This is a genomic window from Phytopseudomonas dryadis (assembly GCF_004327355.1).
Lineage (GTDB): Bacteria > Pseudomonadota > Gammaproteobacteria > Pseudomonadales > Pseudomonadaceae > Aquipseudomonas > Aquipseudomonas dryadis.
Genome location: NZ_QJUM01000008.1, coordinates 105165 through 128985, shown reverse-complemented (window position 1 = coordinate 128985; position 23821 = coordinate 105165). Strand labels below are relative to the sequence as shown.

General features: G+C 66.0%; 18 protein-coding genes and 1 pseudogene. 9 read left to right on the top strand and 10 right to left on the bottom strand.

Going from position 1 to position 23821, the window contains the following annotated elements:
- Window positions 1–48 precede the first annotated feature (48 nt).
- The 3 genes from DNK34_RS08905 to DNK34_RS08895 all read right to left on the bottom strand — a co-directional run bounded on the left by DNK34_RS08905 (window position 49) and on the right by DNK34_RS08895 (window position 4880).
- Window positions 49–1467, bottom strand: a complete 1419-nt coding sequence (locus DNK34_RS08905) for a sigma-54-dependent transcriptional regulator (protein WP_131175410.1) — start codon at window positions 1465–1467, stop codon at window positions 49–51.
- 101 nt (window positions 1468–1568) lie between these two features.
- A complete protein-coding gene (locus tag DNK34_RS08900; protein ID WP_131175411.1) occupies window positions 1569–4523 on the bottom strand; it encodes a sensor histidine kinase in 2955 nt (984 codons plus the stop codon).
- A gap of 180 nt (window positions 4524–4703) precedes the next feature.
- Window positions 4704–4880, bottom strand: coding sequence for a hypothetical protein (locus DNK34_RS08895; protein ID WP_131175412.1), 177 nt, complete (start codon window positions 4878–4880; stop codon window positions 4704–4706).
- Between the two features lie 296 nt (window positions 4881–5176).
- Here DNK34_RS08895 and DNK34_RS08890 point away from each other — a divergent pair, with 296 nt between their 5' ends.
- The 3 genes from DNK34_RS08890 to DNK34_RS08880 all read left to right on the top strand — a co-directional run bounded on the left by DNK34_RS08890 (window position 5177) and on the right by DNK34_RS08880 (window position 12011).
- Window positions 5177–8467 carry a transglutaminase family protein gene (locus DNK34_RS08890; RefSeq protein WP_131175413.1) on the top strand — a complete coding sequence of 1097 codons (3291 nt, stop codon included), beginning with the start codon at window positions 5177–5179 and terminating at the stop codon, window positions 8465–8467.
- Window positions 8468–8625: 158 nt separating this feature from the next.
- Complete coding sequence (locus tag DNK34_RS08885) at window positions 8626–11118, top strand: circularly permuted type 2 ATP-grasp protein (protein ID WP_131175414.1); 2493 nt, start codon at window positions 8626–8628, stop codon at window positions 11116–11118.
- A complete protein-coding gene (locus tag DNK34_RS08880) occupies window positions 11115–12011 on the top strand; it encodes a transglutaminase family protein (protein ID WP_131175415.1) in 897 nt (298 codons plus the stop codon). The genes DNK34_RS08885 and DNK34_RS08880 overlap by 4 nt, the downstream gene beginning before the upstream one ends.
- Window positions 12012–12142: 131 nt before the next feature.
- Here the strand turns inward: DNK34_RS08880 and DNK34_RS08875 are convergent.
- The 3 genes and pseudogenes from DNK34_RS08875 to DNK34_RS08865 all read right to left on the bottom strand — a co-directional run bounded on the left by DNK34_RS08875 (window position 12143) and on the right by DNK34_RS08865 (window position 14189).
- Window positions 12143–12491: pseudogene (locus tag DNK34_RS08875) on the bottom strand (hypothetical protein).
- Complete coding sequence (locus DNK34_RS08870; protein WP_131175416.1) at window positions 12481–13083, bottom strand: nucleotidyltransferase domain-containing protein; 603 nt, start codon at window positions 13081–13083, stop codon at window positions 12481–12483. Before DNK34_RS08870 ends, DNK34_RS08875 begins: the two are co-directional and overlap by 11 nt.
- Window positions 13084–13238: 155 nt before the next feature.
- Window positions 13239–14189, bottom strand: coding sequence for a DUF808 domain-containing protein (locus DNK34_RS08865; protein WP_131175417.1), 951 nt, complete (start codon window positions 14187–14189; stop codon window positions 13239–13241).
- A 560-nt stretch (window positions 14190–14749) separates the two neighbouring features.
- Between DNK34_RS08865 and DNK34_RS08860 the strand changes: the two genes are divergently transcribed.
- The 6 genes from DNK34_RS08860 to azu all read left to right on the top strand — a co-directional run bounded on the left by DNK34_RS08860 (window position 14750) and on the right by azu (window position 20794).
- A complete protein-coding gene (locus tag DNK34_RS08860) occupies window positions 14750–15871 on the top strand; it encodes a branched-chain amino acid ABC transporter substrate-binding protein (protein WP_131175418.1) in 1122 nt (373 codons plus the stop codon).
- 297 nt (window positions 15872–16168) lie between these two features.
- A complete protein-coding gene (locus DNK34_RS08855; RefSeq protein ID WP_131175419.1) occupies window positions 16169–17083 on the top strand; it encodes an ABC transporter permease subunit in 915 nt (304 codons plus the stop codon).
- 4 nt (window positions 17084–17087) lie between these two features.
- Complete coding sequence (gene livM, locus DNK34_RS08850; protein ID WP_131175420.1) at window positions 17088–18368, top strand: high-affinity branched-chain amino acid ABC transporter permease LivM; 1281 nt, start codon at window positions 17088–17090, stop codon at window positions 18366–18368.
- On the top strand, window positions 18365–19237 hold the full coding sequence (locus tag DNK34_RS08845; RefSeq protein ID WP_131175421.1) for an ABC transporter ATP-binding protein: 873 nt from the start codon (window positions 18365–18367) through the stop codon (window positions 19235–19237). Before livM ends, DNK34_RS08845 begins: the two co-directional genes overlap by 4 nt.
- Window positions 19234–19953 (top strand): ABC transporter ATP-binding protein, encoded by a 720-nt coding sequence (locus DNK34_RS08840; RefSeq protein WP_131175422.1) that lies wholly within the window; start codon window positions 19234–19236, stop codon window positions 19951–19953. Before DNK34_RS08845 ends, DNK34_RS08840 begins: the two co-directional genes overlap by 4 nt.
- 391 nt (window positions 19954–20344) lie before the next feature.
- On the top strand, window positions 20345–20794 hold the full coding sequence (gene azu / locus DNK34_RS08835; RefSeq protein ID WP_131175423.1) for an azurin: 450 nt from the start codon (window positions 20345–20347) through the stop codon (window positions 20792–20794).
- A gap of 545 nt (window positions 20795–21339) precedes the next feature.
- Here azu and DNK34_RS08830 read toward each other — a convergent pair.
- Genes DNK34_RS08830 through ureE form a run of 4 tightly spaced genes read right to left on the bottom strand, consistent with a single transcriptional unit; the run spans window position 21340 to window position 23747 of the window.
- Complete coding sequence (locus DNK34_RS08830; RefSeq protein ID WP_131175424.1) at window positions 21340–21912, bottom strand: HupE/UreJ family protein; 573 nt, start codon at window positions 21910–21912, stop codon at window positions 21340–21342.
- A gap of 34 nt (window positions 21913–21946) precedes the next feature.
- Complete coding sequence (ureG, locus tag DNK34_RS08825) at window positions 21947–22561, bottom strand: urease accessory protein UreG (protein WP_131175425.1); 615 nt, start codon at window positions 22559–22561, stop codon at window positions 21947–21949.
- Between the two features lie 14 nt (window positions 22562–22575).
- Entirely contained in the window at window positions 22576–23250 is a 675-nt protein-coding gene (locus tag DNK34_RS08820) for an urease accessory protein UreF (protein WP_131175426.1), read from the bottom strand.
- Window positions 23247–23747 (bottom strand): urease accessory protein UreE, encoded by a 501-nt coding sequence (gene ureE, locus DNK34_RS08815; RefSeq protein WP_131175427.1) that lies wholly within the window; start codon window positions 23745–23747, stop codon window positions 23247–23249. Before ureE ends, DNK34_RS08820 begins: the two co-directional genes overlap by 4 nt.
- Window positions 23748–23821 lie beyond the last annotated feature (74 nt).

Here is a 23821-nt window from a genome sequence, read left to right as displayed (position 1 = left end):
ATTTTGCGCGGCAACGCGGCTTGCGCTGAAACGTCAACAGACCCTAGGTCATTCGGTGGACACGCCGGACTTGCGCCGTGGAATGCCCAGGCGCTGGCGTCGCTCCCACAGGCACTTGCGGCTGATGCCCAGCTTGCGCGCCAGTTCGGTCTCGGTCATGTGGTCCTGGTGCTCGAGGACGAAGTGCTGGAAGTAATCCTCCAGCGACAGGTCTTCGCTCGGGTCGTGGGCGGTGTTGTTGGCGCCGGCGGCCTGGTGCGGCAGGCCGACGAAGTCGCCGTCCTCGAGGTCGTCCAGTTCGATGTCGATACCCAGCAGCTCGGCCGAAATGGCCGTGCCCTCGCAGAGGATCACCGAGCGCTCGATGGCGTTCTCCAGTTCACGTACGTTGCCCGGCCAGCTGTAGTGACGAATCGCCTGCTCGGCGTCGTGGGCGAAATGCAGGTCGTTGCGGCCCATGCGCGTGCACTGGCGCAGCAGGAAGGCACGGGCGATCTCCAGCACGTCGTTGCCGCGCTCGCGCAGGGGCGGCAGCTTGAGGGCGATCACGTGCAGGCGGTAGTACAGGTCTTCGCGGAACTGGCCGACTTTCGACAGGGTCTTGAGGTCGCGGTGGGTCGCCGCGATCAGGCGCACGTCGACCTTCTGCGATTGCACCGAGCCGACCCGGCGGATTTCCCCTTCCTGCAGCACGCGCAGCAGGCGTGCCTGGGCTTCGAGGGGCAGTTCGCCGATCTCGTCGAGGAACAGGGTGCCGCCATCGGCCGCCTCGACCAGGCCGGCGCGGCTGGCGCTGGCGCCGGTGAAGGCGCCTTTCTCGTGGCCGAACAGTTCCGACTCGATCAGGGTTTCCGGGATCGCCGCGCAGTTGACCGAGATCAGCGGCGCCTTGGCCCGCTTCGACAGGTTGTGCAGCGCCCTGGCGACCAGCTCCTTGCCGGTGCCGGACTCGCCCTGGATCAGGACATTGGAGTCGGTGGGCGCGACCTTGCGGATCTTGCTGTACAGCTCGAGCATGGCCGGGCTGGAGCCGATGATGCCGATCTCGCCGTTGCTGTTGTCGGCGACCTTGTCGCTGCCGCGGGCCGGCGCCGCTGCGGCGGTGTCGCGCGAGGCCTGGCGGTCACGCAGGATGCGCGCCACGGCCTGCAACATTTCGTCATGGTCGAAGGGTTTGGCGATGTAGTCCACCGCGCCCATCTTCATCGAGTCGACCGCCGAGCGCAGGCTGGCATAGCTGGTCATGATCAGCACCGGGGCGCCCTGGGCCAGCTTGATCAGCTCGGTGCCCGGCGCGCCCGGCAGGCGCAGGTCGCTGACGACCAGATCGAAACCCGGGATATCGAAACGCTCCTGGGCTTCCTGGACGGAACCGGCTTCGCTGACCTGGTACTGGTTTCGTTCGAGCAGGCGACGCAAGGCAGAGCGGATGATGGTTTCGTCTTCGACGATGAGGATATGAGGCATTAATCGAATCTCTCGACGGTCTCGGAACCCGTTCTCTAGGTGTCTGCGCCTCGCTGAACTGCGCTGGAAACCGAGAATGCGGTTCTTCGGTAGTAGCTGGATTAAGTCGCTATGGACGTCGCCCCGACATGCCTCGGCAACGTCACCCGGATACGGGTGCCACGTTGTCGCTCGGGATCGGCCGGGCTGTCGATTGTTATCTGTCCATAATGCTCTTCCACGATGGAATAGACCAGCGCGAGGCCGAGCCCGGTTCCCTTGCCCGGATCCTTGGTGGTGAAGAAGGGCTCGAACAGGCGATCCATGATCACCTTGGGAATGCCGCTGCCTTCATCTTCCACGATCAGGTCGACCGTGTGTTCCGAGGCTTCGCTGCGCACACGGATGGCGGCGCCGGCCGGCGAGGCGTCGCGGGCGTTGGCCAGCAGGTTGATCAGCACTTGCGCCAGGCGTTGCGGATCGCCCTCGGCCCAATGGTCGGGCTCGCACAGGTTGAAGAACTGCACTTCCACGCTGCGCCGGTTGAGCGCCAGCAGGGCGATGGCGTCCTGCGCCACCTGGGCCAGGCACACCGGCTCGTCGGCCTGCAGGTGGCTGCCGGAGTGGGCGAAGTTCATCAGCGAGTGGACGATCCGGGTGACGCGCTTGGTCTGCTCGAGGATCTGCCCGCTGATCTCGATCAGCTCGCTGTCGCCCTCGCGCTCTTCGCGCAGGTTCTGTGCCAGGCAGGCGATGCCGGTGATCGGGTTGCCGATTTCGTGGGCCACGCCGGCGGCCAGGCGGCCGATGCTGGCCAGGCGCTCGGAGTGCACCAGCTTGTCTTCGAGCATCTGGGTTTCGGTGAGGTCCTCGACCAGCAGCACCAGGCCGCTGTTGCCCGGGGCCAGGGGTTCGTCGATCGCCGCCTTGTGCAGGTTCAGCCAGCGGGTCTGGCCGTCGAGCGCCAGGCGCTGCTTGTGCAGGTGTTCGTCGGGCAGTTCGATGAAGCGCTGCAGCAGGCCGCGCCAGGGCTCGCCCAGGGTCGACAGGCGCGAGCCGACGATGCGCTGCGCGGGAATTTCGGTGAGCTCCTCCATGGCCTTGTTCCACATCAGGATTTCCTGATCCTTGGCCAGGGAGCAGACGCCCATGGGCAGTTCCTGCAGGGTCTGGCGGTGGTAGCGGCGCAGGGCATCGAGTTCGGCGGCGAGGCCGGTCAGGCGCGAGTGGTAGTCCTCCAGGCGGCTCTCGATGAAATGGATGTCCTCGGTGACATAGCTTTCGCTGCCGGACTTGTAGGGCAGGAAGGATTCGACGATGTCCTGGGCCACGCTGGGGCCCATCAGCCCGGAGAGGTTGGCCTCGAGGCGGTCGCGCAGGCGGCGCAGGGCATAGGGGCGGCTCTCGTCGAACGGCAGGTGCAGGTCGCGCAGGGCCTGTTCGACTTCGCGCTGGGCGGTCTTGGCGCCCAGCGGCTTGGCCAGTTGCGTGGCGAACTCCTGCGGCGACAGCGCCTGCAGTTCGCGGCGCTGGGGCCGGCGCACGTTGTCCACGGCGCAGGCCTCGGCGGCGCTGTTCTCTTCCGGGCTGGCGTTGGTGAACACCGAGACTAGGGTGAACACCAGGACGTTGGTGGCCAGCGAGGCGATGGCGGCCATGTGCCAACTGCTGTCGTCGAGCACGTAGACCAGGTCGAAGAACGGCAGGTACAGGCCCTGGATATTGCCCAGCATGGGCAGCAGCATGCTCACCGTCCACACCGCGATCCCCGCCAGCAGGCCGCCGATGAAACCACGGCGGTTGGCCGTCGGCCAGTACAGCACCGAGAGCACGCCGGGGAGGAACTGCAGGGTGGCGACGAAAGAGACGATGCCCAGCTTGGCCAGGTCCTGCTCGGCGCCGAGCACGGTGTAGAAGCCGTAGCCGGCCATGATGATGGCGACGATCAGCGCCCGCCGCGTCCATTTCAGCCAGCGGTAGATGTTGCCCTCGGCCGGTGGCTGGTAGAGCGGCAGCACCACGTGGTTGAGCAGCATGCCCGACAGCGCCAGGGTGGTGACGATGATCAGGCCGCTGGAGGCCGACAGGCCACCGACATAGGCGATCAGCGCCAGCGCCGGGCTGTCCACGGCGATGCCCAGGCCGAGGGTGAAGTACTCCGGGCTGGTGGTCGCGCCCAGGCGCAGGCCGGCCCAGAGGATCAGCGGCACGGCCAGGCTCATCAGCAGCAGGAACAGCGGCAGGCCCCAGCTGGCACTGACCATCGCCCGTGGGTTGAGGTTTTCGGTGAAGGTCATGTGGTACATGTGCGGCATGACGATGGCCGAGGCGAAGAACACCAGCAGCAGGGTGCGCCAGGGGCCTTCCTGCAACGGCGTGTGCAGGCTGGCCAGGGCCGCCTGGTTGAGCACCAGCCATTGCTCCAGGTCGCGCGGGCCGTCGAACACGCCATACAGCGCATAGAGGCCGATACAGCCGAGGGCGAGCAGCTTGACCACCGACTCGAAGGCGATGGCGAACACCAGGCCTTCGTGCTTCTCCCGGGTGGCGATGTGGCGGGCGCCGAAGAGGATGGTGAAGAGGATGATCAGGGCGCAGAAGCTCAGGGCCACCTGGGCCTGCACCGGCTCGCGGGTGAGGATGCCGATGGCATCGGCGATCGCCTGGATCTGCAGGGCCAGCAGCGGCAGGACGCCGACCAGCATGCACAGGGTGCTCAGTGCGCCGGCCCAGGTGCTGCGGAAACGGAAGGCGAACAGGTCGGCCAGCGAGGACAACTGATAGGTGCGGGTGATGCGCAGGATCGGGTAGAGCAGCACCGGCGCCAGGAGGAAGGCGCCGGACACGCCGAGGTAGCTGGCCAGGAAGCCGTAACCGTACTGGTAGGCCAGGCCCACGGTGCCATAGAAGGCCCAGGCGCTGGCGTAGACGCCCAGCGACAGGGTGTAGGTCAGCGGGTGGCGGATCACCCAGCGCGGGATCAGCCCGCGCTCGCTGCTCCAGGCCACGCCGAACAGCACCAGCAGGTAGGCGGCGCTGATCAGCATCAGCTGGCTGAGGCTGAAGCTGGTCAGCATCGCGTTGGCCCTGCGAATAAAGGTAAACGGTGATCAGCGGGTCGCGCCAGGTCGGCGTTCATCGGCATCACGCTGGCCCTGCGAGTAAAGGTAAACGGCGGTGCCAGGTCAGCGTTCATCGGTATCACGCTGGTTCTGCGAGTAAAGGTGAACGCGGTCACCGGATCGCGCTGCTCCAGGTCAGAGTTCATCGGTATCACGTTGGCTCTGCAGGATGAAGGTCACCACGATGAGGATCAGCCACAGCATGTAGGGCCGGTACCAGGCGCCATTGGGGTCGATCCACCAGTCCATGATGGCGGGCGAGAACAGGTAGATGCCCACTACCAGGATCAGAACCAATCGATAGATATACATGCCGCATCTCGCTGTCGGAGTGTGCCGATGGTAACGGAAGCGCGGCAGCCTGGCGAAGGGATGCGCTGCGGCGGGTGTGCCAGCTGCGATAAAGGCCGCGCATGCAGGCATCGCGCTGCAGCGGTCATGCTCGCGTGCTGTTATGGTGCGTACTGTTCGTTGTGGGGCATGCTGTGCATCAAATCGGCGCGCGTCGCGCTGGCTGGCGCCTTGGTCGCCGCGGCCCGGCAGGCTGCCGGCGCTGGCACAAGTCTTGCGCAGCCATGCCCATCGCCCAGGCTTGCAGGAGGCCCGCCGTGTCGATCCATGTCGCACTGCATCACGTCACTCATTACCGCTATGACCGTGCCGTCAACCTCGGGCCCCAGGTCATCCGCCTGCGCCCGGCGCCGCACAGTCGCACGCGGATCCTGTCCTATTCGCTGAGCGTCGAGCCGGGCGAGCATTTCATCAACTGGCAGCAGGACCCCCAGGGCAACTACCTGGCCCGTGTGGTGTTCCCGGAAAAGACCCGGGAGCTCAAGGTCGAGGTGGATCTGGTCGCCGAAATGGCGGTGTTCAACCCCTTCGACTTCTTCCTCGAGCCCTATGCCGAACGCATTCCCCTGACCTACACCGAGGGCGAGCAGCGCGAGCTGGCGCCCTACCTGGTCAAACTGCCGGCCGAAGAACGCTTCGCCGCCTACCTGGCGAGCATCGACCGCACGCCCAAGCCCAGCGTGGATTTTCTGGTCGCCCTGAATCAGCGCCTGGCGGCGGACATCGCTTACCTGATCCGCCTGGAGCCCGGGGTGCAGACCCCCGAGCAGACCCTGGTCAATGCCTCCGGCTCGTGCCGTGATTCATCCTGGCTGCTGGTGCAGCTGTTCCGCCACCTGGGCCTGGCCGCGCGCTTCGTCTCCGGCTACCTGATCCAGCTCACCGCCGACGTCAAATCCCTGGACGGCCCCTCCGGCACCGAGGTGGACTTCACCGACCTGCACGCCTGGTGCGAGGTGTACCTGCCCGGCGCCGGCTGGATCGGCCTGGACCCCACCAGTGGCCTGTTCGCCGGCGAGGGGCACATTCCGCTGGCCTGCAGCCCGGAGCCGTCGTCGGCGGCGCCGATCAGCGGCGCGGTGGACGAGTGCGAGTGCGAGTTCGAACATGAGATGCGCGTGGAGCGGATCTGGGAAGCGCCGCGGGTGACCAGGCCCTACAGCGACAACCAGTGGCGCGCCATCGTCGAACTCGGCCAGCGTATCGACGAGGACCTGCAGGCGGCTGACGTACGCCTGACCATGGGCGGCGAACCGACCTTCGTGGCCCTCGACTACCCCGACGATGACGAATGGAACACCGCGGCCCTGGGGCCGAACAAGCGGCGTCTGGCGGCGGATCTGTTCCATCGCTTGCGTGAACACTACGCACCGGCGGCGCTGGTGCATTTCGGCCAGGGCAAGTGGTACCCGGGCGAGCAGTTGCCGCGCTGGTCGCTCAACGCCTTCTGGCGCCGCGATGGCCAGCCGATCTGGCAGGACCCGGCGCTGTATGCCGACGAGCAGCGCGACTATGGCGTGGATGCCGAGCTGGCCGCGCGCTTTCTCGCCGGGGTGGCCGAGCGCCTGGGCGTCGACGGGCAGTACCGGTTTCCGGCCTACGAGGACTGGCTCTACTACCTGTGGCGCGAGGGCAAGCTGCCGAGCAACGTCACCCCGGAGGATGCGCGCCTGGCCGACCCGCTGGAGCGCGAGCGCCTGCGCACGGTGTTCGGCCAGGGCCTGGACAAGGTGGTCGGGCATGTCCTGCCACTGGCCCGGCGCTCCAAGCAGGATGGCTGGCTGAGCGGGCCCTGGTTCCTGCGCGACGAGCATTGTCGCCTGGTGCCCGGCGATTCGCCGCTGGGTTACCGCCTGCCCCTGGATTCCCAGCCCTGGGTCAAGCAGACCGATTACCCCTATGTGACGCCGGCCGACCCGTCCCAGGTGTTCGCGCCGCTGCCGGCGACCGTGCAGTTGCAACGCCAGTTGCGCGGCGTGTGGAGCGGCAGCAAGGGCAGCGCCAGCCTGCGGCCCAAGCCGGGGCAGTCGGCGCCGGACATCGTGCGTACCGCCCTGTGTGCCGAGCCGCGGGGTGGACGGCTGTACCTGTTCATGCCGCCGGTGAGCCACCTCGAGGATTACCTGGAACTGGTCGCGGTGATCGAGGAAACCGCCGCCGAACTGGGCTGCCCGGTGCTGCTCGAAGGCTACGAGCCGCCCCATGATCCGCGTCTGCAGTTCTTCCGGGTGACCCCGGACCCGGGCGTCATCGAGGTCAATATCCACCCCGCCGGCAACTGGAACGAACTGGTCGAACGCACCGAATTCCTCTACGAGCAGGCGCGCCAGTGCCGCCTGAGCAGCGAGAAGTTCATGATCGACGGTCGCCACACCGGCACCGGCGGCGGCAACCACTTCGTGCTGGGCGGCGCCACGCCGGCGGACTCGCCGTTCCTGCGCCGGCCCGACCTGCTGCGCAGCCTGATCAGTTACTGGCACAACCACCCGTCGCTGTCCTACCTGTTCTCCGGGCTGTTCATCGGCCCGACCTCCCAGGCGCCGCGGATCGACGAGGCCCGCAACGATTCGCTCTACGAACTGGAGATCGCCTTCGCCCAGATGCCCGATCCGGGCCGTGATTGCCCGCCGTGGCTGGTCGATCGCCTGCTGCGCAACCTGCTGGTGGACGTCACCGGCAATACCCACCGCGCCGAGTTCTGCATCGACAAGCTGTACTCCCCGGATTCGGCCTCCGGGCGCCTCGGCCTGCTCGAACTGCGCGCCTTCGAGATGCCGCCCCACGCGCAGATGAGCCTGGCCCAGCAACTGCTGCTGCGGGCCCTGATCGCGCGTTTCTGGAAGGAGCCCTACGCCCCGGCCCGGCTGGTGCGCTGGGGGACCGAGCTGCACGACCGCTACCTGCTGGCGCACTTCGTCGAGCAGGATTTCGCCGACGTGCTGCAGGAACTGTCCAGCTTCGGTTACCGCCTGCGCGCCGACTGGTTCGCCCCGCACTTCGAATTCCGTTTCCCCAAGGCCGGCGACTTCAACGTCAAGGGCATCGACCTGGAACTGCGCCAGGCGCTGGAGCCCTGGCACGTCCTGGGCGAGGAGGGCGGCGCCGGCGGCACGGTACGCTACGTCGATTCCTCGCTGGAGCGCCTGCAGGTGAAGATCGCCGGCATGGCGCCGGATCGCTACGTGCTCACCTGCAACGGCGTGCCGGTGCCGCTGCGGCCGACCGGCAAGGTCGGCGAGTTCGTCGCCGGGGTGCGCTTCCGCGCCTGGCAGCCGGCCACCTGCCTGCAGCCGACCATTGGCGTGCACGCGCCGCTGATCTTCGATCTGGTGGATACTTGGATGAACCGCTCCATAGGCGGTTGCCAGTATCATGTCGCCCATCCGGGAGGACGCAACTACGAAACCCTGCCGGTGAACGCCTACGAGGCGGAAAGCCGGCGCCTGGCGCGTTTCTTCCGCCTGGGCCACAGCCCGGGAAAACGTCCGCCATTGGTGCCGGTCAGCAACGATGAACTGCCTATGACCCTGGATCTGCGCCGCAGCTGAGTCTGCGCTGCCTGTTTGCGAGCCTCCGCGGGCGCCGATGCGCCCGGCGCGTGTCGCGTGCTCGGACGCTTCGGCGGTTATCCTGTCCGCCGGAGCCCGATTGCCCGCCCGTGCCAGAGAGGCGCTGGATATTGTGAAGATTCGCTGCCGAGATTTCGATGTCTGACCTGCTTGCCGATTATCCGCTGACCGACGCGGCGTACCATGAACTGCTCGATGCCGAGGGCCAGGTACGCCCGCACTGGCGCCGCCTGTTCGCCCAACTGCAACGCAGTCGGCCGTCCCAGTTGCAGCAGCGCCAGGCCATGCTCGCCCGGCAGATCCAGGAAAACGGCGTCACCTATAACGTCTACGCCGATCCCGACGGTGCCGACCGGCCCTGGGAGCTGGATCTGCTGCCCAACCTGATTCCCGCGCACGAGTGGCAGCAGATCGCTGCCGGAGTGGCGCAGCGCGCCGCGTTGCTCGACCGGGTGCTGGCCGACCTGTATGGCCCGCAGCAACTGCTCAGCGAGGGGCTGCTGCCGGCCGAGCTGGTGTTCGGTCACGACAATTTCCTCTGGCCCTGCCAGGGCCTGCAGCCACCGGGCGGCACCTTCCTGCACCTGTACGCGGTGGATCTGGCGCGGGCGCCGGATGGCCGCTGGTGGGTCACCGCCGACCGCACCCAGGCGCCATCCGGCGCCGGCTACGCCCTGGAAAACCGGCAGATCGTCTCGCGCGCCTTTCCCGACCTGTACCGCGACCTCGGCGTGCAGTACCTGGCCGGTTTCTTCCGTACCCTGCAGGACACCCTGGCGCGCCAGGCGCCCGCCGATGGCGAGACGCCGCTGGTGGTGCTGCTGACCCCCGGGCGTTTCAACGAGAGCTATTTCGAGCACCTGTACCTGGCCCGTCAGCTCGGCTACCCGCTGGTCGAAGGCAGCGACCTGACCGTGCGCGATGCCACCGTCTACCTCAAGACCCTGGCCGGCCTGCGCCGGGTGCATGCGGTGTTGCGCCGGCTCGACGACGACTTCTGCGATCCCCTCGAACTGCGCACCGATTCCGCCCTGGGCGTACCCGGCCTGCTCGAGGCGGTGCGCCAGGGCCGGGTGCTGGTGGCCAATGCCCTCGGCAGCGGCGTGCTGGAGGCGCCGGGCCTGCCCGGTTTCCTGCCGGCGATCAGCGAGAAGCTGCTCGGCGAGCCGCTGCTGTTGCCGAGCATCGCCAGCTGGTGGTGCGGCGAGCCGCCGGTGCTGGAAGAGGCCCTGGAGAAATTGCCGGAGCTGCTGATCCGCCCGAGCTTCCCCTCGCAGAGCTTCACCCCGGTGTTCGGCCGCGACCTCGACGAGGCGCAGCGCCAGGCCCTCGCCGCGCGCCTGCGGCTGCGCCCGTACGCCTATGTCGCGCAGGCCCTGGCGCAGCTGTCCCAGGCGCCGATCTGGCAGGCCGAGGAGCGCAGGCTGCAGCCACGCGCCATTGGCATGCGGGTGTTCGCCGTGGCCAGTGCCGAGGGTTACCGGGTGATGCCGGGCGGCCTGACCCGGGTGGCGGCCGAGGCCGATGCTGAAGTGGTGTCGATGCAGCGCGGCGGTGCCAGCAAGGACACCTGGGTGCTCGGCGAGCGCCACGCCCCCGGCGAACCCTGGCAGGGCATCCGGCCCATCGGCATGGCCGACCTGGTGCGCAGCGACCCCTACCTGCCATCGCGGGTGGTCGAGAACCTGTTCTGGTTCGGCCGCTACAGCGAGCGTTGCGAGGATGGCGCACGCCTGCTGCGCATCATGCTGGCGCGCTACGTCGACGACGATGACGATCCCCAGGCCCTGCAGGCCGCCCTGAACCTGGGCGAAAGCCTCGGCCTGCTGCCGGACGACGAATACGGCGAACTGGATGAACGCCTGTTGCAGGCCATGCTCGGCAGTGAATGGCCGGCCAGCCTGCGGGTCAACCTGCAGCGTCTGCAATGGACCGCCGGCAGCGTGCGCGGCAAGCTGTCCCAGGCCAACTGGCAGGCCCTGGTCGAACTGCAGCGCGATGCCCAGAACCTGGAGGGCAAGGCGGGGGATTTCGGTGAGCTGCTGGACTTCCTCAACCGCCTGCTGATGTCGCTGGCAGCGCTGTCCGGCTTCGCTCTGGACGACATGACCCGCGACGACGGCTGGCGTTTTCTGATGATCGGCCGTTGCCTCGAGCGCCTGCAGTTCCTGTGCGAGAGTGTCGGCGGCTTCCTGCGCAGCAGCACCCCCGACGATCAGTCGGCGCTGGAGTGGCTGCTCGAACTGGGCAACAGCAGCATCACCTACCGCACCCGCTACATGGCCTCGGCGCAACTGATTCCGGTGCTCGACCTGTTGCTGCTGGACGAGCAGAACCCCCACGCCGTGCTGTTCCAGGTGCGTACCCTGCTGCGCTCGCTGGAGCGCCTGGGCGAACGCTTCGACCTGCCGGCCGTGCCCGTGCTCGCCCAGCTCGAACGGCAGCTGAGCGGCGTCGACCTGGGCACCCTGGAGAACCCGTTGTTCGGCCCGGGCAGCGTACGCGCCGTGCTCGATGGCCTGGCCAGCCTGCTCGAGGCGCTCAGCCAGGCGGCCGGAGAGACCTCCGACAATCTTGCCCTGCGCTTCTTCGTGCATGTCGATGCCAGCCAGGGAACCCAGTCGTCATGAGCGCGCGCTACCAGATTCTCCACGACACCCATTACCGCTACTCGTCGGCGGTGTCCCTGGCCCAGCAACTGGCCCACCTGTGGCCGCGGGCCTGTGCCTGGCAGCATTGCGAGGAGCGCCAGTTGCTGATCAGCCCGCAGCCCTGTCAGCGCCACGACACCCAGGACGTGTTCGGCAATCCGTTGACCCGCCTGGTGTTCGAGCGGCCCCACGACGAGTTGAAGGTCAGTGCCCGCTTGCGCATCGAGGTGCTGCCGCGCGCCTACCTCGACCTGCAGGACGCCCCGGCCTGGGAGGCGGCCTGCCAGTTGCTCAGTTACACCGGCAAGGCCCTGGACGCCGAGATACTGGAGGCGGCCCGCTACCGTTTCCAGTCGCCCTATGTGCGCCTCAAGCGCGACTTCAGCCTGTTCGCCGACGACTGCTTCCCGGCCGGCCGGCCCTTGCTGCTGGCGGTTCGCGCGCTGATGCAGAAGATCTTCGACGAATTCACCTTCGATGCCGAGGCCACCCAGGTGGCGACGCCGCTGGTCAAGGTGCTGGAAGAGCGGCGGGGCGTGTGCCAGGACTTCGCCCACCTGATGCTGGCCTGCCTGCGTTCGCGCGGGCTGTCGGCGCGTTACGTCAGCGGTTACCTGCTGACCCAGCCGCCCCCGGGGCAGCCGCGCCTGATCGGCGCCGACGCCTCGCACGCCTGGGTCTCGGTGTATTGCCCGCGCAATGGCTGGGTGGATTTCGACCCGACCAACAATGTCCTGCCGGCCCTGGAACACATCACCCTGGCCTGGGGACGGGACTTCGCCGATGTCTCGCCGTTGCGCGGGGTGATCCTCGGCGGTGGCGAGCACGACCCCGAGGTGCAGGTGACGGTGCTGCCGCTGGCGGCCGACTGAAGCCGCCGCAAACTAGGGGCGCGCAGCGATTTGTGCCGGTATGGCGGGTGGAGGCTGCTAACGGCCTCGAAAAGAACATGCAGCACGCTTGCCACGTTTGTGGGTTGAGCGGTCACGCAAGAAAACGCTGATCATTTTTTCACCCCCATGGCTTGTTGCACCCGTGGCAGCAGCGCATCGGTTGCCGCCAACAGTTCGGCCAGCAGGGCATCGTCCACGTCCATATAGCCTTCGTACTCCGCCAGATTACGGCGTTCGTGGCAGAGCGCGAACAGGCGCATAGCCGTCAACGCCAAGGCGTGAGCCGCGTTGTAGGCCAGGTCAAAGCGGCTGGCGAAAGACAGGGCAGGGCTGTGGGCATCCTTCAGGCGATCCATCCATGGCTGAACTCAGTAGCCCCTCACACTCCTTGTGATCTGGCGGTTCAGCTTTTAGACCTCCGCTGCGCACGAGGTTTTCCAGATTGTCGTTACTGCCGATTGGATAGCTCTTCTGGGTTGTGGCCAATCAAGTCGATTTTGTCCTGTTGCTCTACTCGTATCACAAAGCTATTGCCTGCCGCTTTCTTGGCCTGCCAGTCGGGCAGGGTGTAGAGCGTCGGGTTAATGGCGCGGCCAAGCTGCTCTTCGACAGGTAGCAGGCGTTCCATTAAATCGCTGTAACTGAGGTCTTCGCCAATCAGCATAAGGTCGATGTCACTGCCCGAATGTTCGCTGCCTTTGGCAACGGAGCCATAGATGAACGCCCACACCAGTTGTTCAGTCAGGGGGACCAGTGCCGTTCGAAGCTGTTCGGCAATGCCGAAGGTTTTGCGCACAATGCCCAGCAGTTCCGAGTAGATTGGGCACTCCGGATTGGCCTGGTAGTGCGTCTGGTTGCCCTGGCGGGTCATGCTCAGTATGCCCGCGTTGTGCAGACGTTCCAGCTCGCGCATCAGACCGCCCTTGCCGACCTGCGCCCAGCGGGAGATCTCGTTGGCATAAAAGCTCCTATCCGGCTTGCCATACAGTAAGCCCAGCACTTTTTGCTGGGTTGCGGAAAATAAAGCATCACTAAGCGAGATAGCTGGCATGGGAAGCTCGATAAGTCCTAATAAGGGAACGATAAGTCCCTTTCAGGTAATCTTCAAGGTGATGGCTGCAAGGGGATACATCAGAGCGGGAACTTGCGTCCGAAAGCTGCTGCAGCGCTGGCAGACCATTGAAGAACCAAAGGATGTGCCCGCGTTCAGCCTCGCGCCGGACGCGCCGCGCGCCACAGGCGGCTGGCCAGGGTCACCAGCAGCAGGGCGACGGCCCCGGCGACGATGCCGGCCACGGCATTGAGCAGGGTCGGGGTCAGGGCGCCGAGCAGGCCGTTGCTGGCGCCGGCCACGGCGGCCCAGTGTTCGATCAGGTGGTGCGCGGCCGGGATGCCATGGGTGAGGATGCCGCCGCCGACCATGAACATGGCGGCGGTGCCCAGGATCGACAGGCTCTTCATCAGGTAGGGCGCGGCCAGCAGGATGCCGCGGCCGAAGCGGCGCTGCAGGCGGCTGGCCAGGCCCTCGCCGGGGCGCTGGCTGAGCAGCAGCCCGGCGTCGTCCAGTTTGACGATGCCGGCCACCAGGCCGTAGACGCCGACGGTCATGACCAGGGCGATGCCGGACAGCACCAGCACCTGGGTGGTGAAGCTGGCCGTGGCGACGGTGCCCAGGGTGATGGCGATGATTTCCGCCGAGAGGATGAAGTCGGTGCGGATGGCGCCGCTGATCTTGCTCTTCTCGAAGGCCAGCATGTCCACCCCGGGATCGGCCAGGGCCTGGACGCGCTCGGCATGTTGCGCATCGCCCTCATCCTTGGCGTGGAGAAAGCCGTGGGCCAGTTTCTCGAAGCCTTCGTAGCAGAGGAAGGCGCCACCGAGCATCAGCAGCGGCGTTACCGCCCAGGGCGCCACCGCACTGATCAGCAGCGCCGCCGGCACCAGGATCAGCTTGTTCCTCAGCGAGCCCTTGGCCACCGCCCAGACCACCGGCAGCTCCCTGTCGGCGCGCACGCCACTGACCTGCTGGGCGTTGAGCGCCAGGTCGTCGCCCAGCACGCCGGCGGTCTTGCGCGCGGCGACCTTGGTCATCGCGGCGACATCGTCGAGCACGCTGGCGATATCGTCGAGCAGGGTCAGAAGGCTGGCACCGGCCATGGTCAGGTTCCTTTTCAAAGCGGGAGAGGGCTGTTCGCGCCAATTCTACACATGAAGTTACAGGCGGCGACCCCAAGGTCTGTTGATGTTTCCGTGCAAATCGAAGGGCCGGGCCCGTTTCTGGTGCGCGCTGCCTGGCCGTTGTTACCGGTTACAGCCGCAGTGCTCGACGGATTGCCGCCAGGGTGACCAGCCTGGCGGAGGGGATCGCTCTGGCATGCTCGTTCCAGCCGTTGCTGCCGGATCGGCGCTGGTGCGCCCGCGGATGGGAACCGATGAGGCCCTTTGGTGCGATGTGTCGGTTGGTTGCACCAGCATGGGCGATGCGGCGGACGCGGTGCTTTGCCGGCCTGGAGGGCCCCGGTTCGACGCCGGCGACGCTGGCGCCTTTTCTATCGAAAATGACGCATCTTATGACTACCTGGCGGGAAAACAATCGCCGAAGGGTGTTTTTCGTTCACAGCGCTCATTTTCTGCATCGCCCTAGCGTTTCGCGATGAGGATGGCACAGGGCTTGCTCCGGCACAGGCGCCAATCAAAACTCCCTCAGGAGCAACTCCATGCCTCACAAGTCTTTCAAAAAAGCTTTCCTGGCGCTTGCGGTCACGGGTGCGCTGGGTCTTTCCTCCATCGCCAGTGCCGATATCGTGATCGGTGTGGGCGGTCCCATGACCGGCGGTAACGCGGCCTTCGGTGACCAGCTCTGGCGGGGTGCCGAACAGGCTGCCGCCGATATCAACGCCGCCGGCGGCATCAACGGCGAGCAGATCAAGCTGGTCAAGGGCGATGACGCCTGCGAGCCGAAGCAGGCCGTTTCCGTGGCCAACCGCATGGTCGACTCGGACAAGGTAGTGGCGGTGATCGGGCACTTCTGCTCCTCGTCGACCATGCCGGCCTCCGAGGTCTACGACGAGGCGGGCATCCTGGCCGTTACTCCGGCGTCGACCAACCCGCAGGTCACCGAGCGCGGCCTGACCGCGATGTTCCGCATGTGCGGCCGTGACGATCAGCAGGGCATCGTTGCCGGCGACTACATCGTCGACGTGCTCAAGGCCAGCAAGGTCGCCGTGGTGCACGACAAGGACACCTACGGCCAGGGCCTGGCCGATGCCACCAAGGTGCAGTTGAACAAGCGTGGCGTGAAGGAAGTGATGTACGAAGGCCTGACCCGTGGCGAGAAGGATTTCAACGCCCTGGTCACCAAGATCCGTGCGAGCGGCGCCGAGGTGGTCTATTTCGGCGGTCTGCATGCCGAAGCCGGCCCGCTGGTACGGCAGATGCGCGAGCAGGGTGTGACCGCCAAGTTCGTCTCCGGCGACGGCATCGTCACCGACGAACTGGTCGGCACCGCCGGTGGTGCGCAATACACCGATGGCGTGCTGATGACCTTCGGCGCCGACCCGCGCCTGATCGCCGACGGCAAGGCGGTGATCGACAAGTTCCGCGCCAACGGCTACGAGCCGGAAGGCTACACCCTGTACTCCTATGCCTCGCTGCAGGTCGTGGCGGCGGCCTTCGCCGGCATCCAGGGCACCGATGGCGCCAAGGCCGCCGAATGGCTCAAGGCCAACCCGGTCGACACCGTGATGGGCAAGAAGGAATTCGACGACAAGGGCGACCTGAAAGTCTCGGACTACGTGATGTACCAGTGGGGCGCTGACGGCAAGTACAAGCAGCTTTAAGAGAGGAGCCCGTTCACGATCTCTCGGGCAGCGCCGGGCGTTGAACGACGAGACGCCTCGGCCGGTGGCTGCTGCTTTTGTGTGGGAGGGGCTTTTAGCCGCGACAGGGCCGCGCAGGGCGCAAGGCGCTCGCGGCTGAAGCCCCTCCCACGATAACGGTTTGCTGCTTACGCCTTTTTACGGCCGTGCAGATCGTGAACAGAGGTTCCAAACCCGGTGGGTCATGGCCTGCCGGGGCTGCTGCGGTCGCCTGCGACCGCGCGCTTCTTTCTCCGTCACTGACTCAGAGATTTCTCAATGGACGGCATCTTCCTGCAACAGATGATCAACGGCCTGACCCTCGGTTCGGTCTACGGCCTGATCGCCATCGGTTACACCATGGTCTACGGCATCATCGGCATGATCAACTTCGCCCACGGCGAGGTGTACATGGTCTCCGCCTACCTCGCCGCCATCGCCATCGCCCTGCTGGGCTTCTTCGGCGTGCATTCCTTTCCGCTGGTGATCCTCGGTACGCTGATCTTCACCATCGTCGTCACCGGTGTGTACGGCTTCGCCATCGAGCGCATCGCCTACAAGCCCCTGCGCAATTCCACACGGCTGGCACCGCTGATCTCCGCCATCGGCATGTCGCTGATCCTGCAGAACTACGTGCAGCTCAGCCAGGGGGCACGGCAGCAGGGTATTCCGACCATGCTCGAAGGCGCATTGCGCCTGCACGTGGGCGACGGTTACGTGATGATCACCTACACCAAGCTGTTCATCATCGCCGCGGCCATCATCGGCATGCTGGCGCTGACCTTCATCATCCAGAACACCCGCCTGGGGCGCATGTGCCGCGCCACCCAGCAGGATCGCAAGATGGCGCAGATCCTCGGCATCAATACCGACCGGGTGATTTCCTACGTGTTCGTCATCGGCGCCGCCATGGGCGCCCTGGCCGGGGTGCTGATCACCCTCAACTACGGCACCTTCGATTTCTACGCCGGCTTCATCATCGGCATCAAGGCCTTCACCGCCGCGGTGCTCGGCGGCATCGGCTCGCTGCCCGGCGCCATGCTCGGCGGCCTGATCCTCGGGGTGGCCGAGGCGCAGTTCTCCGGCATGGTCAACTCCGATTACAAGGACGTGTTCAGCTTCTCCCTGCTGGTGCTGATCCTCATCTTCCGACCCCAGGGCCTGCTGGGCCGTCCCCAGGTAACCAAGGTGTGAAGCCGTGAGTACGATTACTTCTTCTATCGATGTGAAAAAGAGCCTGATCGACAGCCTGATGGCCGGTCTGATCGCGCTCATCGTGTTCGGCCCCATCGTCGGCGTGGTGCTGCAGGGCTATGACTTCAACATGCGGATCGACCGCGTGGCCTGGATGGTCGGCGCGGTGATGGTCGGCCGCCTGCTGCTGAGCCTGTTCCTGCAGACCAGCAAGGGCCGCATGGTGCTGGAAGGCTTCGAGCGTTCCGGCGGTGGCGTCGGCGTGCAGCCTCCGGGCTACGTGTCGAGGATGCGCTGGATCATTCCGGGGCTGATCGTGCTGGCGATCATCTTCCCGTTCTTCGCCAACAAGTACCTGCTGACGGTGATCATCCTCGGCCTGATCTACGTCCTGCTCGGCCTGGGCCTGAACATCGTGGTCGGTCTGGCCGGGCTGCTCGACCTGGGCTTCGTCGGCTTCTACGCCATTGGCGCCTACGGCCTGACCATGGGCTACGAGTACCTGGGCCTGGGCTTCTGGAGCATGCTGCCGCTGGCCGCGGTGATGGCGGCCCTCGCCGGGACGATTCTGGGCTTTCCGGTGTTACGCATGCATGGCGACTACCTGGCCATCGTCACCCTCGGCTTTGGCGAGATCATCCGCCTGGTACTGACCAACTGGCTGGCGGTCACCGGCGGTCCCAACGGCATGAGCGCCCCGGCGCCGACCTTCTTCGGCCTGGAGTTCGCCCGCCGCGCCAGGGACGGCGGCGTGCCGTACCACGAGTTCTTCGGCGTGGCCTACAACCCCAACATGAAGTTCCTGTTCATCTATGCGGTGCTGGTGCTGGTGGTGCTGCTGGTGCTCTACGTCAAGCACCGGCTGACGCGCATGCCGGTCGGCCGCGCCTGGGAAGCCCTGCGCGAGGACGAGATCGCTTGCCGCTCCATGGGCCTGAACCACGTGCTGGTCAAGCTCTCGGCCTTCACCCTCGGCGCTTCCACCGCCGGTATCGCCGGGGTGTTCTTCGCCACCTACCAGGGCTTCGTCAACCCGACCTCGTTCACCTTCTTCGAATCGGCGCTGATCCTCGCCATCGTCGTGCTCGGCGGCATGGGCTCCACCGTCGGCGTGGTGATCGCCGCTTTCGTGCTGACCATCACCCCGGAATTGCTGCGCAGCTTCGCCGACTACCGGGTGCTGCTGTTCGGCATCCTCATGGTGGCGATGATGATCTGGCGGCCGCGCGGGCTGATTCGCATCAACCGCATCGGCATCGCCCCGCGCAAGGGGGTGGCGCCATGAGCGACAAGATCCTCTCGGTCGACAGCCTGATGATGCATTTCGGTGGCATCAAGGCGCTCAACGACGTCAACTTCTCCATCAAGCGCCACTCCATCTCGGCCCTGATCGGCCCCAACGGCGCCGGCAAGACCACGGTGTTCAACTGCCTGACCGGTTTCTATTCGGCCACCGGCGGCAAGATCCTGCTCAACGCGCAGAGCAAGCAGACCGACGTGATCCAGATCCTCGGCGAACCCTTCCAGCTGGACGATTTCGTCAAGCCGCGGCAGTTCGGCTCGCGGCTCTGGTACAAGATGTTCGGCGGTACCCACCTGGTCAACCGCGCCGGTCTGGCGCGCACCTTCCAGAACATCCGCCTGTTCAAGGAAATGACCGTGCTGGAGAACCTGCTGGTGGCCCAGCACATGCTCGCCCAGCGCAGCCTGATCAAAGGCATCCTCAACACGCCAGGTTACCGCCGTGCCGAGAGCAAGCTGCTGGATACGGCCTTCTACTGGCTGGAGGTGGTCGACCTGGTCGAGCACGCCAACCGCCTGGCCGGCGAGCTGTCCTACGGCCAGCAGCGGCGCCTGGAAATCGCCCGGGCCATGTGCACCGGCCCCGAACTGATCTGCCTGGACGAGCCGGCCGCCGGCCTCAACCCGGCGGAAACCCATGCGCTGAGCAAGATCATCCGCCTGCTGCGTGACGAACACGGCCTGACCGTGCTGCTGATCGAGCACGACATGGGCATGGTCATGAGCATCAGCGACCATATCATCGTCCTCGACCATGGCCTGGTCATTGCCCAGGGCGGCCCGGACGCCATCAAGAACGACCCGAAAGTGATCGCCGCCTACCTCGGCGCGGACGAGGAGGAAGTGGCATGAGTGCGACACCGATACTGGCGTTCAAGGACGTCGACGTGCACTACGGGCAGATCCAGGCGTTGAAGAAGGTCAACCTGCATATCGACGCCGGCGAGACGGTGAGCCTGATCGGCGCCAACGGCGCGGGCAAGTCCACGCTGCTGATGTCGATCTTCGGCCAGCCGCGGGCCAGCGCCGGGCAGATCCTCTACCAGGGCCAGGACATCAGCCGCAAGAGCACCCACTTCGTCGCCTCCAACGGCATCGCCCAGTCCCCGGAAGGGCGGCGGGTATTTCCCGACATGAGCGTGGAGGAGAACCTGCTGATGGGCACCATCCCCATCGGCATGAAGCATGCCCAGGAAGACATGCAGCGCATGTTCGAGCTGTTCCCCCGGCTCAAGGAGCGGCGCAACCAGCGGGCCATGACCATGTCCGGCGGCGAACAGCAGATGCTGGCCATCGCCCGGGCGCTGATGAGCCGGCCCAAGCTGCTGCTGCTCGACGAGCCGTCGCTGGGCCTGGCGCCGATCGTGGTCAAGCAGATTTTCGCCACCCTGCGCGAACTGGCGCAGACCGGCATGACCATCTTCCTGGTCGAGCAGAACGCCAACCACGCGCTCAGGCTCAGCGACCGCGCCTACGTGATGGTCACCGGCGAGATCCGCATGAGTGGCACCGGCCAGGAGCTGCTAGGCAACCAGGAGGTGCGCAACGCCTACCTGGGCGGGCACTGAGGGCATCACCCGCGGGGGGGGCTCCTACGTGGCCGGTGCTTCGGCCCGTTCCCGTAGGAGCTGCGGGGGCGCCTGGCCTTGCCGGCGATGCGATGTCACCCGCGTGCAGGCTGTGGTTTCACTACCGCTATCGCCCGCAAGCGGGCTCCTACGGCTATAGTGGTGGATCCGAAGATGGCTGCTCGCGGCTTGTACGGTCGCCGTCAATCGGGGCCAAGCCTGGGCGCAACCTGCGCCGTGTGACATAGTCGTGACGCTTGATTGTCCGGATCACCCGATGGGTTTTTCCGGAGAAGGCTGCGGTCCGTTGCCTCAGGTCATGGGAAATGACCGCTCGATGAGGCACGCTTCGACCCAGTAACAGATGCTTTTCACTGCCAAGGAGACTCCAATGATTCGCAAGCTTGTCGTCGCATCCGTGCTGGCCCTGGCCAGTGCTCCCCTGTTGGCCGCCGAGTGTTCGGTGGAAGTGCATTCGACCGACCAGATGACCTTCGATACCAAGGAAATCAAGGTAAGCAAAAGCTGCAAGACCTTCACCATCGACCTCAAGCACGTCGGCACGCTGCCGAAGAACGTCATGGGGCACAACGTGGTGCTGAGCAAGACCGCCGATGTCGCCGCCATCAGTGCCGACGGTATCGCCGCCGGTGTCGACAAGGATTACCTGAAGGCCGATGACGAGCGCATCATTGCCCACACCAAGCTGATCGGCGGTGGCGAATCCGATTCGGTCACCTTCGACGTGGACAAGCTGGCGGCTGGCGAGAGCTATCAGTTCTTCTGCTCCTTCCCGGGCCATTCCTCGCTGATGAAAGGTGCCGTGACCCTGGTCGACTGAGGGCCTGCGCCGCTGCATCAAGGCCGCTGCTTCGCCAGCGGCCTTTTCGTTGCTGCCGTTTGCGCAAGTCCCGCTGGAAGTTACCCACATAGCCTGTGGATAAGGCTGTTGCAAAGCTGGGGGAAACCGTCTGCGAGGCTTTGCTGACGCCGCGTGGCCTGTCCCGCGCTTTTTTTGAGCAGCGATTTTTTCTTGATAAAACAGTAACTTGTTGATCTATCGAAAAGCCTCGGGAAGTTTTCCACGACGCTTGTGGGTAGGGCTGTGGGTAACTTCAGTATGCCTTGACGCAGGCGCCGCGATACGGGCGATGCAGCATATTGATCAATAGTTGATCAGGATTCTCGCCTGCGAAAAAGGTTGTGGGTAACCTTCGCATGTCAAGAAATAATCCAGTTATTTCAAGCCGTTGTTGGGCGACGAAAGAGGATGAAGGCCGGTTATCCACGCCGGCTGTCGGGCCGTCTGTGGATAAGCCCAGCGTGTCTGGCTCCAGGCCTTGGCGGACAAGGCCTGGAGCCATCCGTCGCTTTACCGTGCAGCGCTCAACTGGCCAGCAGCCAGGCGCCGGCCAGAGCGGTGGCGCCGCCGGCCACTCGCACCAGGGGCGTGGCGGCCTGGGGGAGAAGCCGTACCACCGCGTAGCCGGCGGCATGCAGGGCGGCGGTCGCGGCGACGAAACCGAGGGCATAGCCCCAAGGGCTGGTTTGTACCGGCAGTTCCAGGCCATGGGCGATGCCGTGGGTGAGAGCGAACACGGCTGTCAGCCCCAGGGCGATGGCCATCGGCAGACGGATCGCCACGGCGACCAGCAGGCCGAAGGCCAGCACGGAGGCGGCGATGCCGGTTTCCATCAGCGGAATCTGCAGGCCGGCGAAACCGAGCAGGCCGCCGAGCAGCAGGGTGCCGACGAAGGTGGCCGGCAGGGCCCAGCGTGCTGCGCCGCTTTGCTGGGCTGCCCACAGGCCGACCGCGAGCATGGCCAGCAGGTGATCGAGGCCGAACAGCGGATGGGCCAGGCCGGCCATCAGGCCGGACGAGCCATGCCCGGGGTGGGCCAGCGCCAGGGCCGGGCTGAGGAGCAGGGCGAGGGCGAGCAAGGTTTTGTGCGGGGTCATGGACGTTCCTTTTTCTGCGAGGTGTTGATGGGGCTCAAGCGGCGCTGAGCATGCCGTGGCGTTCGATGAAGGCGATGATCTCGGCGAGGCCCTGCCCGGTTTTCTGGTTGCTGAAGACGAAGGGCTTGTCACCGCGCATTTTCCTGGCATCGCGATCCATCACCTCGAGCGAGGCGCCGACCAGTGGCGCCAGGTCGATCTTGTTGATCACCAGCAGGTCCGACTTGCAGATACCCGGGCCGCCCTTGCGCGGCAGCTTGTCGCCGGCGGAAACGTCGATCACGTACAGGGTCAGGTCGGACAGCTCCGGGCTGAAGGTCGCCGACAGGTTGTCGCCGCCTGACTCGACGATGATCAGGTCGAGGCCGGGAAAGCGTCGGTTGAGCTGGTCGACCGCCTCGAGGTTGATCGAGGCGTCTTCGCGGATCGCCGTGTGCGGGCAGCCACCGGTTTCCACGCCGATGATCCGTTCCGGCGCCAGGGCCTGGTTGCGTACCAAGAACTGGGCGTCTTCCTGGGTGTAGATGTCGTTGGTCACCACGGCCAGGTTGTAGCGTTCGCGCAGCGCCAGGCACAGGGCCAGGGTCAGGGCGGTCTTGCCGGAACCGACCGGGCCGCCGATACCGATGCGCAAGGGTTGGCTGTTCATCTGGGTTGTCCTCATCAAGAGCGGAATAAACGGCTGTACTGGCGCTCGTGCGCCATGCAGGTCAGGCTCAGGCCGAAGGCCAGGCTGCCGATGTCGTCGAGGGGCGTTGCGCTGGCCAGCGTCTGCGCCCGATCGAGGCTGGGCAGCAGTTCGGAGGTCAGTCGTTGTGCGGCCTGCTGACCCAGCGGCAGGGTTTTCATCAGCACCGCCAACTGGTTCTCCAGCCAGCCCCAGAGCCAGGCGGCCAGGGCCTGGTCCGGGCTGATCCGCCAGGCTCGCGCGGCCAGGGCCCAGGCCACGGCCAGGCCGGGTTCCGGCAGCTCGGCGAGCAGGGCGCGGGCGCTGTCATCGAGTTCCGGCAGGTCACGCAGCAGCTGTTCCAGGGAATAGCCCATCTGCCGGCTTTCCAGGTGCAGCTCGCGGGTTTCCCGGCTGGCGCGCTGGCGTTCGGCGAGGTGCCGCAGGGCCGGCCAGTCCTCGCTGGCCGCGGCGCGACAATGGGCCAGCAGCAGGGGCGCGTCGAAGCGCGCCAGGTTGAGCAGCAACTGGTCGTCGAGCCAGCGCCGGGCGCTGTCGAAGCCGTCGACCCGTTGCTGCTCGACGGCCATTTCCAGGCCCTGGGAGTAGCTGTAGCCACCGATGGGCAATTGCGGGCTGGACAGCCGCAGCAGCGCCCACTGCGCCGTCACGTGCGTGTCCCGAACTGGTGCAGGCGCGGCGCATAGCTGAACGCGGCGTCGCCGGCGTGGGAGTGGTGGTGGCCACCGCCATAGGCGCCTTGCTCCGGCTGGTAGGGCGCCTGCACGGATTCGACGCTGGCGCCGAGCTGTTCGAGCATGGCCTTGAGCACGTAGTCCTCGGGCAGGCGCAGCCAGCCATCGCCCAGTTGCAGGGCGACATGGCGGTTGCCCAGGTGGTAGGCGGCGCGCATCAGTTCGAAGGGATTGGCGCAGGTGACATGCAGCAGGCTTTCGGGGCGCGCGCGGACCCGTACGATACGGCCGTCCTCGGCGCGCAGGCATTCGCCGTCGTGCAGCGGCGGCTGGCCGCGCTCGAGAAACAGGCCGACGTCCTCGCCCTCGGTGGAGTAGCAGCGCAGGCGGCTTTTGCTGCGTGCTTCGAAGCTCAGTTCCAGTTCGGCATCCCAGGTGTCCTGGGGTTGGATACGGTGGTGGATCACCAGCATGGGGCAGTTCCGCACAGTTCGGGTTGGGTCAATAGAGCAAGGGGCTTGCCAAGCTGGCCGAGCACGCGTGGCTG

Excerpts from the sequence above, each read along its gene's own strand:
- DNK34_RS08860 (WP_131175418.1), top strand. The coding sequence starts at position 14,750 with ATGCCTCACAAGTCTTTCAAAAAAGCTTTCCTGGCGCTTGCGGTCACG.
- DNK34_RS08865 (WP_131175417.1), bottom strand. The coding sequence starts at position 14,189 with ATGGCCGGTGCCAGCCTTCTGACCCTGCTCGACGATATCGCCAGCGTG.
- DNK34_RS08880 (WP_131175415.1), top strand. The coding sequence starts at position 11,115 with ATGAGCGCGCGCTACCAGATTCTCCACGACACCCATTACCGCTACTCG.
- DNK34_RS08845 (WP_131175421.1), top strand. The coding sequence starts at position 18,365 with ATGAGCGACAAGATCCTCTCGGTCGACAGCCTGATGATGCATTTCGGT.
- DNK34_RS08830 (WP_131175424.1), bottom strand. The coding sequence starts at position 21,912 with ATGACCCCGCACAAAACCTTGCTCGCCCTCGCCCTGCTCCTCAGCCCG.
- DNK34_RS08900 (WP_131175411.1), bottom strand. The coding sequence starts at position 4,523 with ATGCTGACCAGCTTCAGCCTCAGCCAGCTGATGCTGATCAGCGCCGCC.
- DNK34_RS08885 (WP_131175414.1), top strand. The coding sequence starts at position 8,626 with ATGTCTGACCTGCTTGCCGATTATCCGCTGACCGACGCGGCGTACCAT.
- ureE (WP_131175427.1), bottom strand. The coding sequence starts at position 23,747 with ATGCTGGTGATCCACCACCGTATCCAACCCCAGGACACCTGGGATGCC.
- DNK34_RS08905 (WP_131175410.1), bottom strand. The coding sequence starts at position 1,467 with ATGCCTCATATCCTCATCGTCGAAGACGAAACCATCATCCGCTCTGCC.
- DNK34_RS08870 (WP_131175416.1), bottom strand. The coding sequence starts at position 13,083 with ATGCCAGCTATCTCGCTTAGTGATGCTTTATTTTCCGCAACCCAGCAA.
- DNK34_RS08895 (WP_131175412.1), bottom strand. The coding sequence starts at position 4,880 with ATGTATATCTATCGATTGGTTCTGATCCTGGTAGTGGGCATCTACCTG.
- DNK34_RS08840 (WP_131175422.1), top strand. The coding sequence starts at position 19,234 with ATGAGTGCGACACCGATACTGGCGTTCAAGGACGTCGACGTGCACTAC.
- azu (WP_131175423.1), top strand. The coding sequence starts at position 20,345 with ATGATTCGCAAGCTTGTCGTCGCATCCGTGCTGGCCCTGGCCAGTGCT.
- ureG (WP_131175425.1), bottom strand. The coding sequence starts at position 22,561 with ATGAACAGCCAACCCTTGCGCATCGGTATCGGCGGCCCGGTCGGTTCC.
- DNK34_RS08855 (WP_131175419.1), top strand. The coding sequence starts at position 16,169 with ATGGACGGCATCTTCCTGCAACAGATGATCAACGGCCTGACCCTCGGT.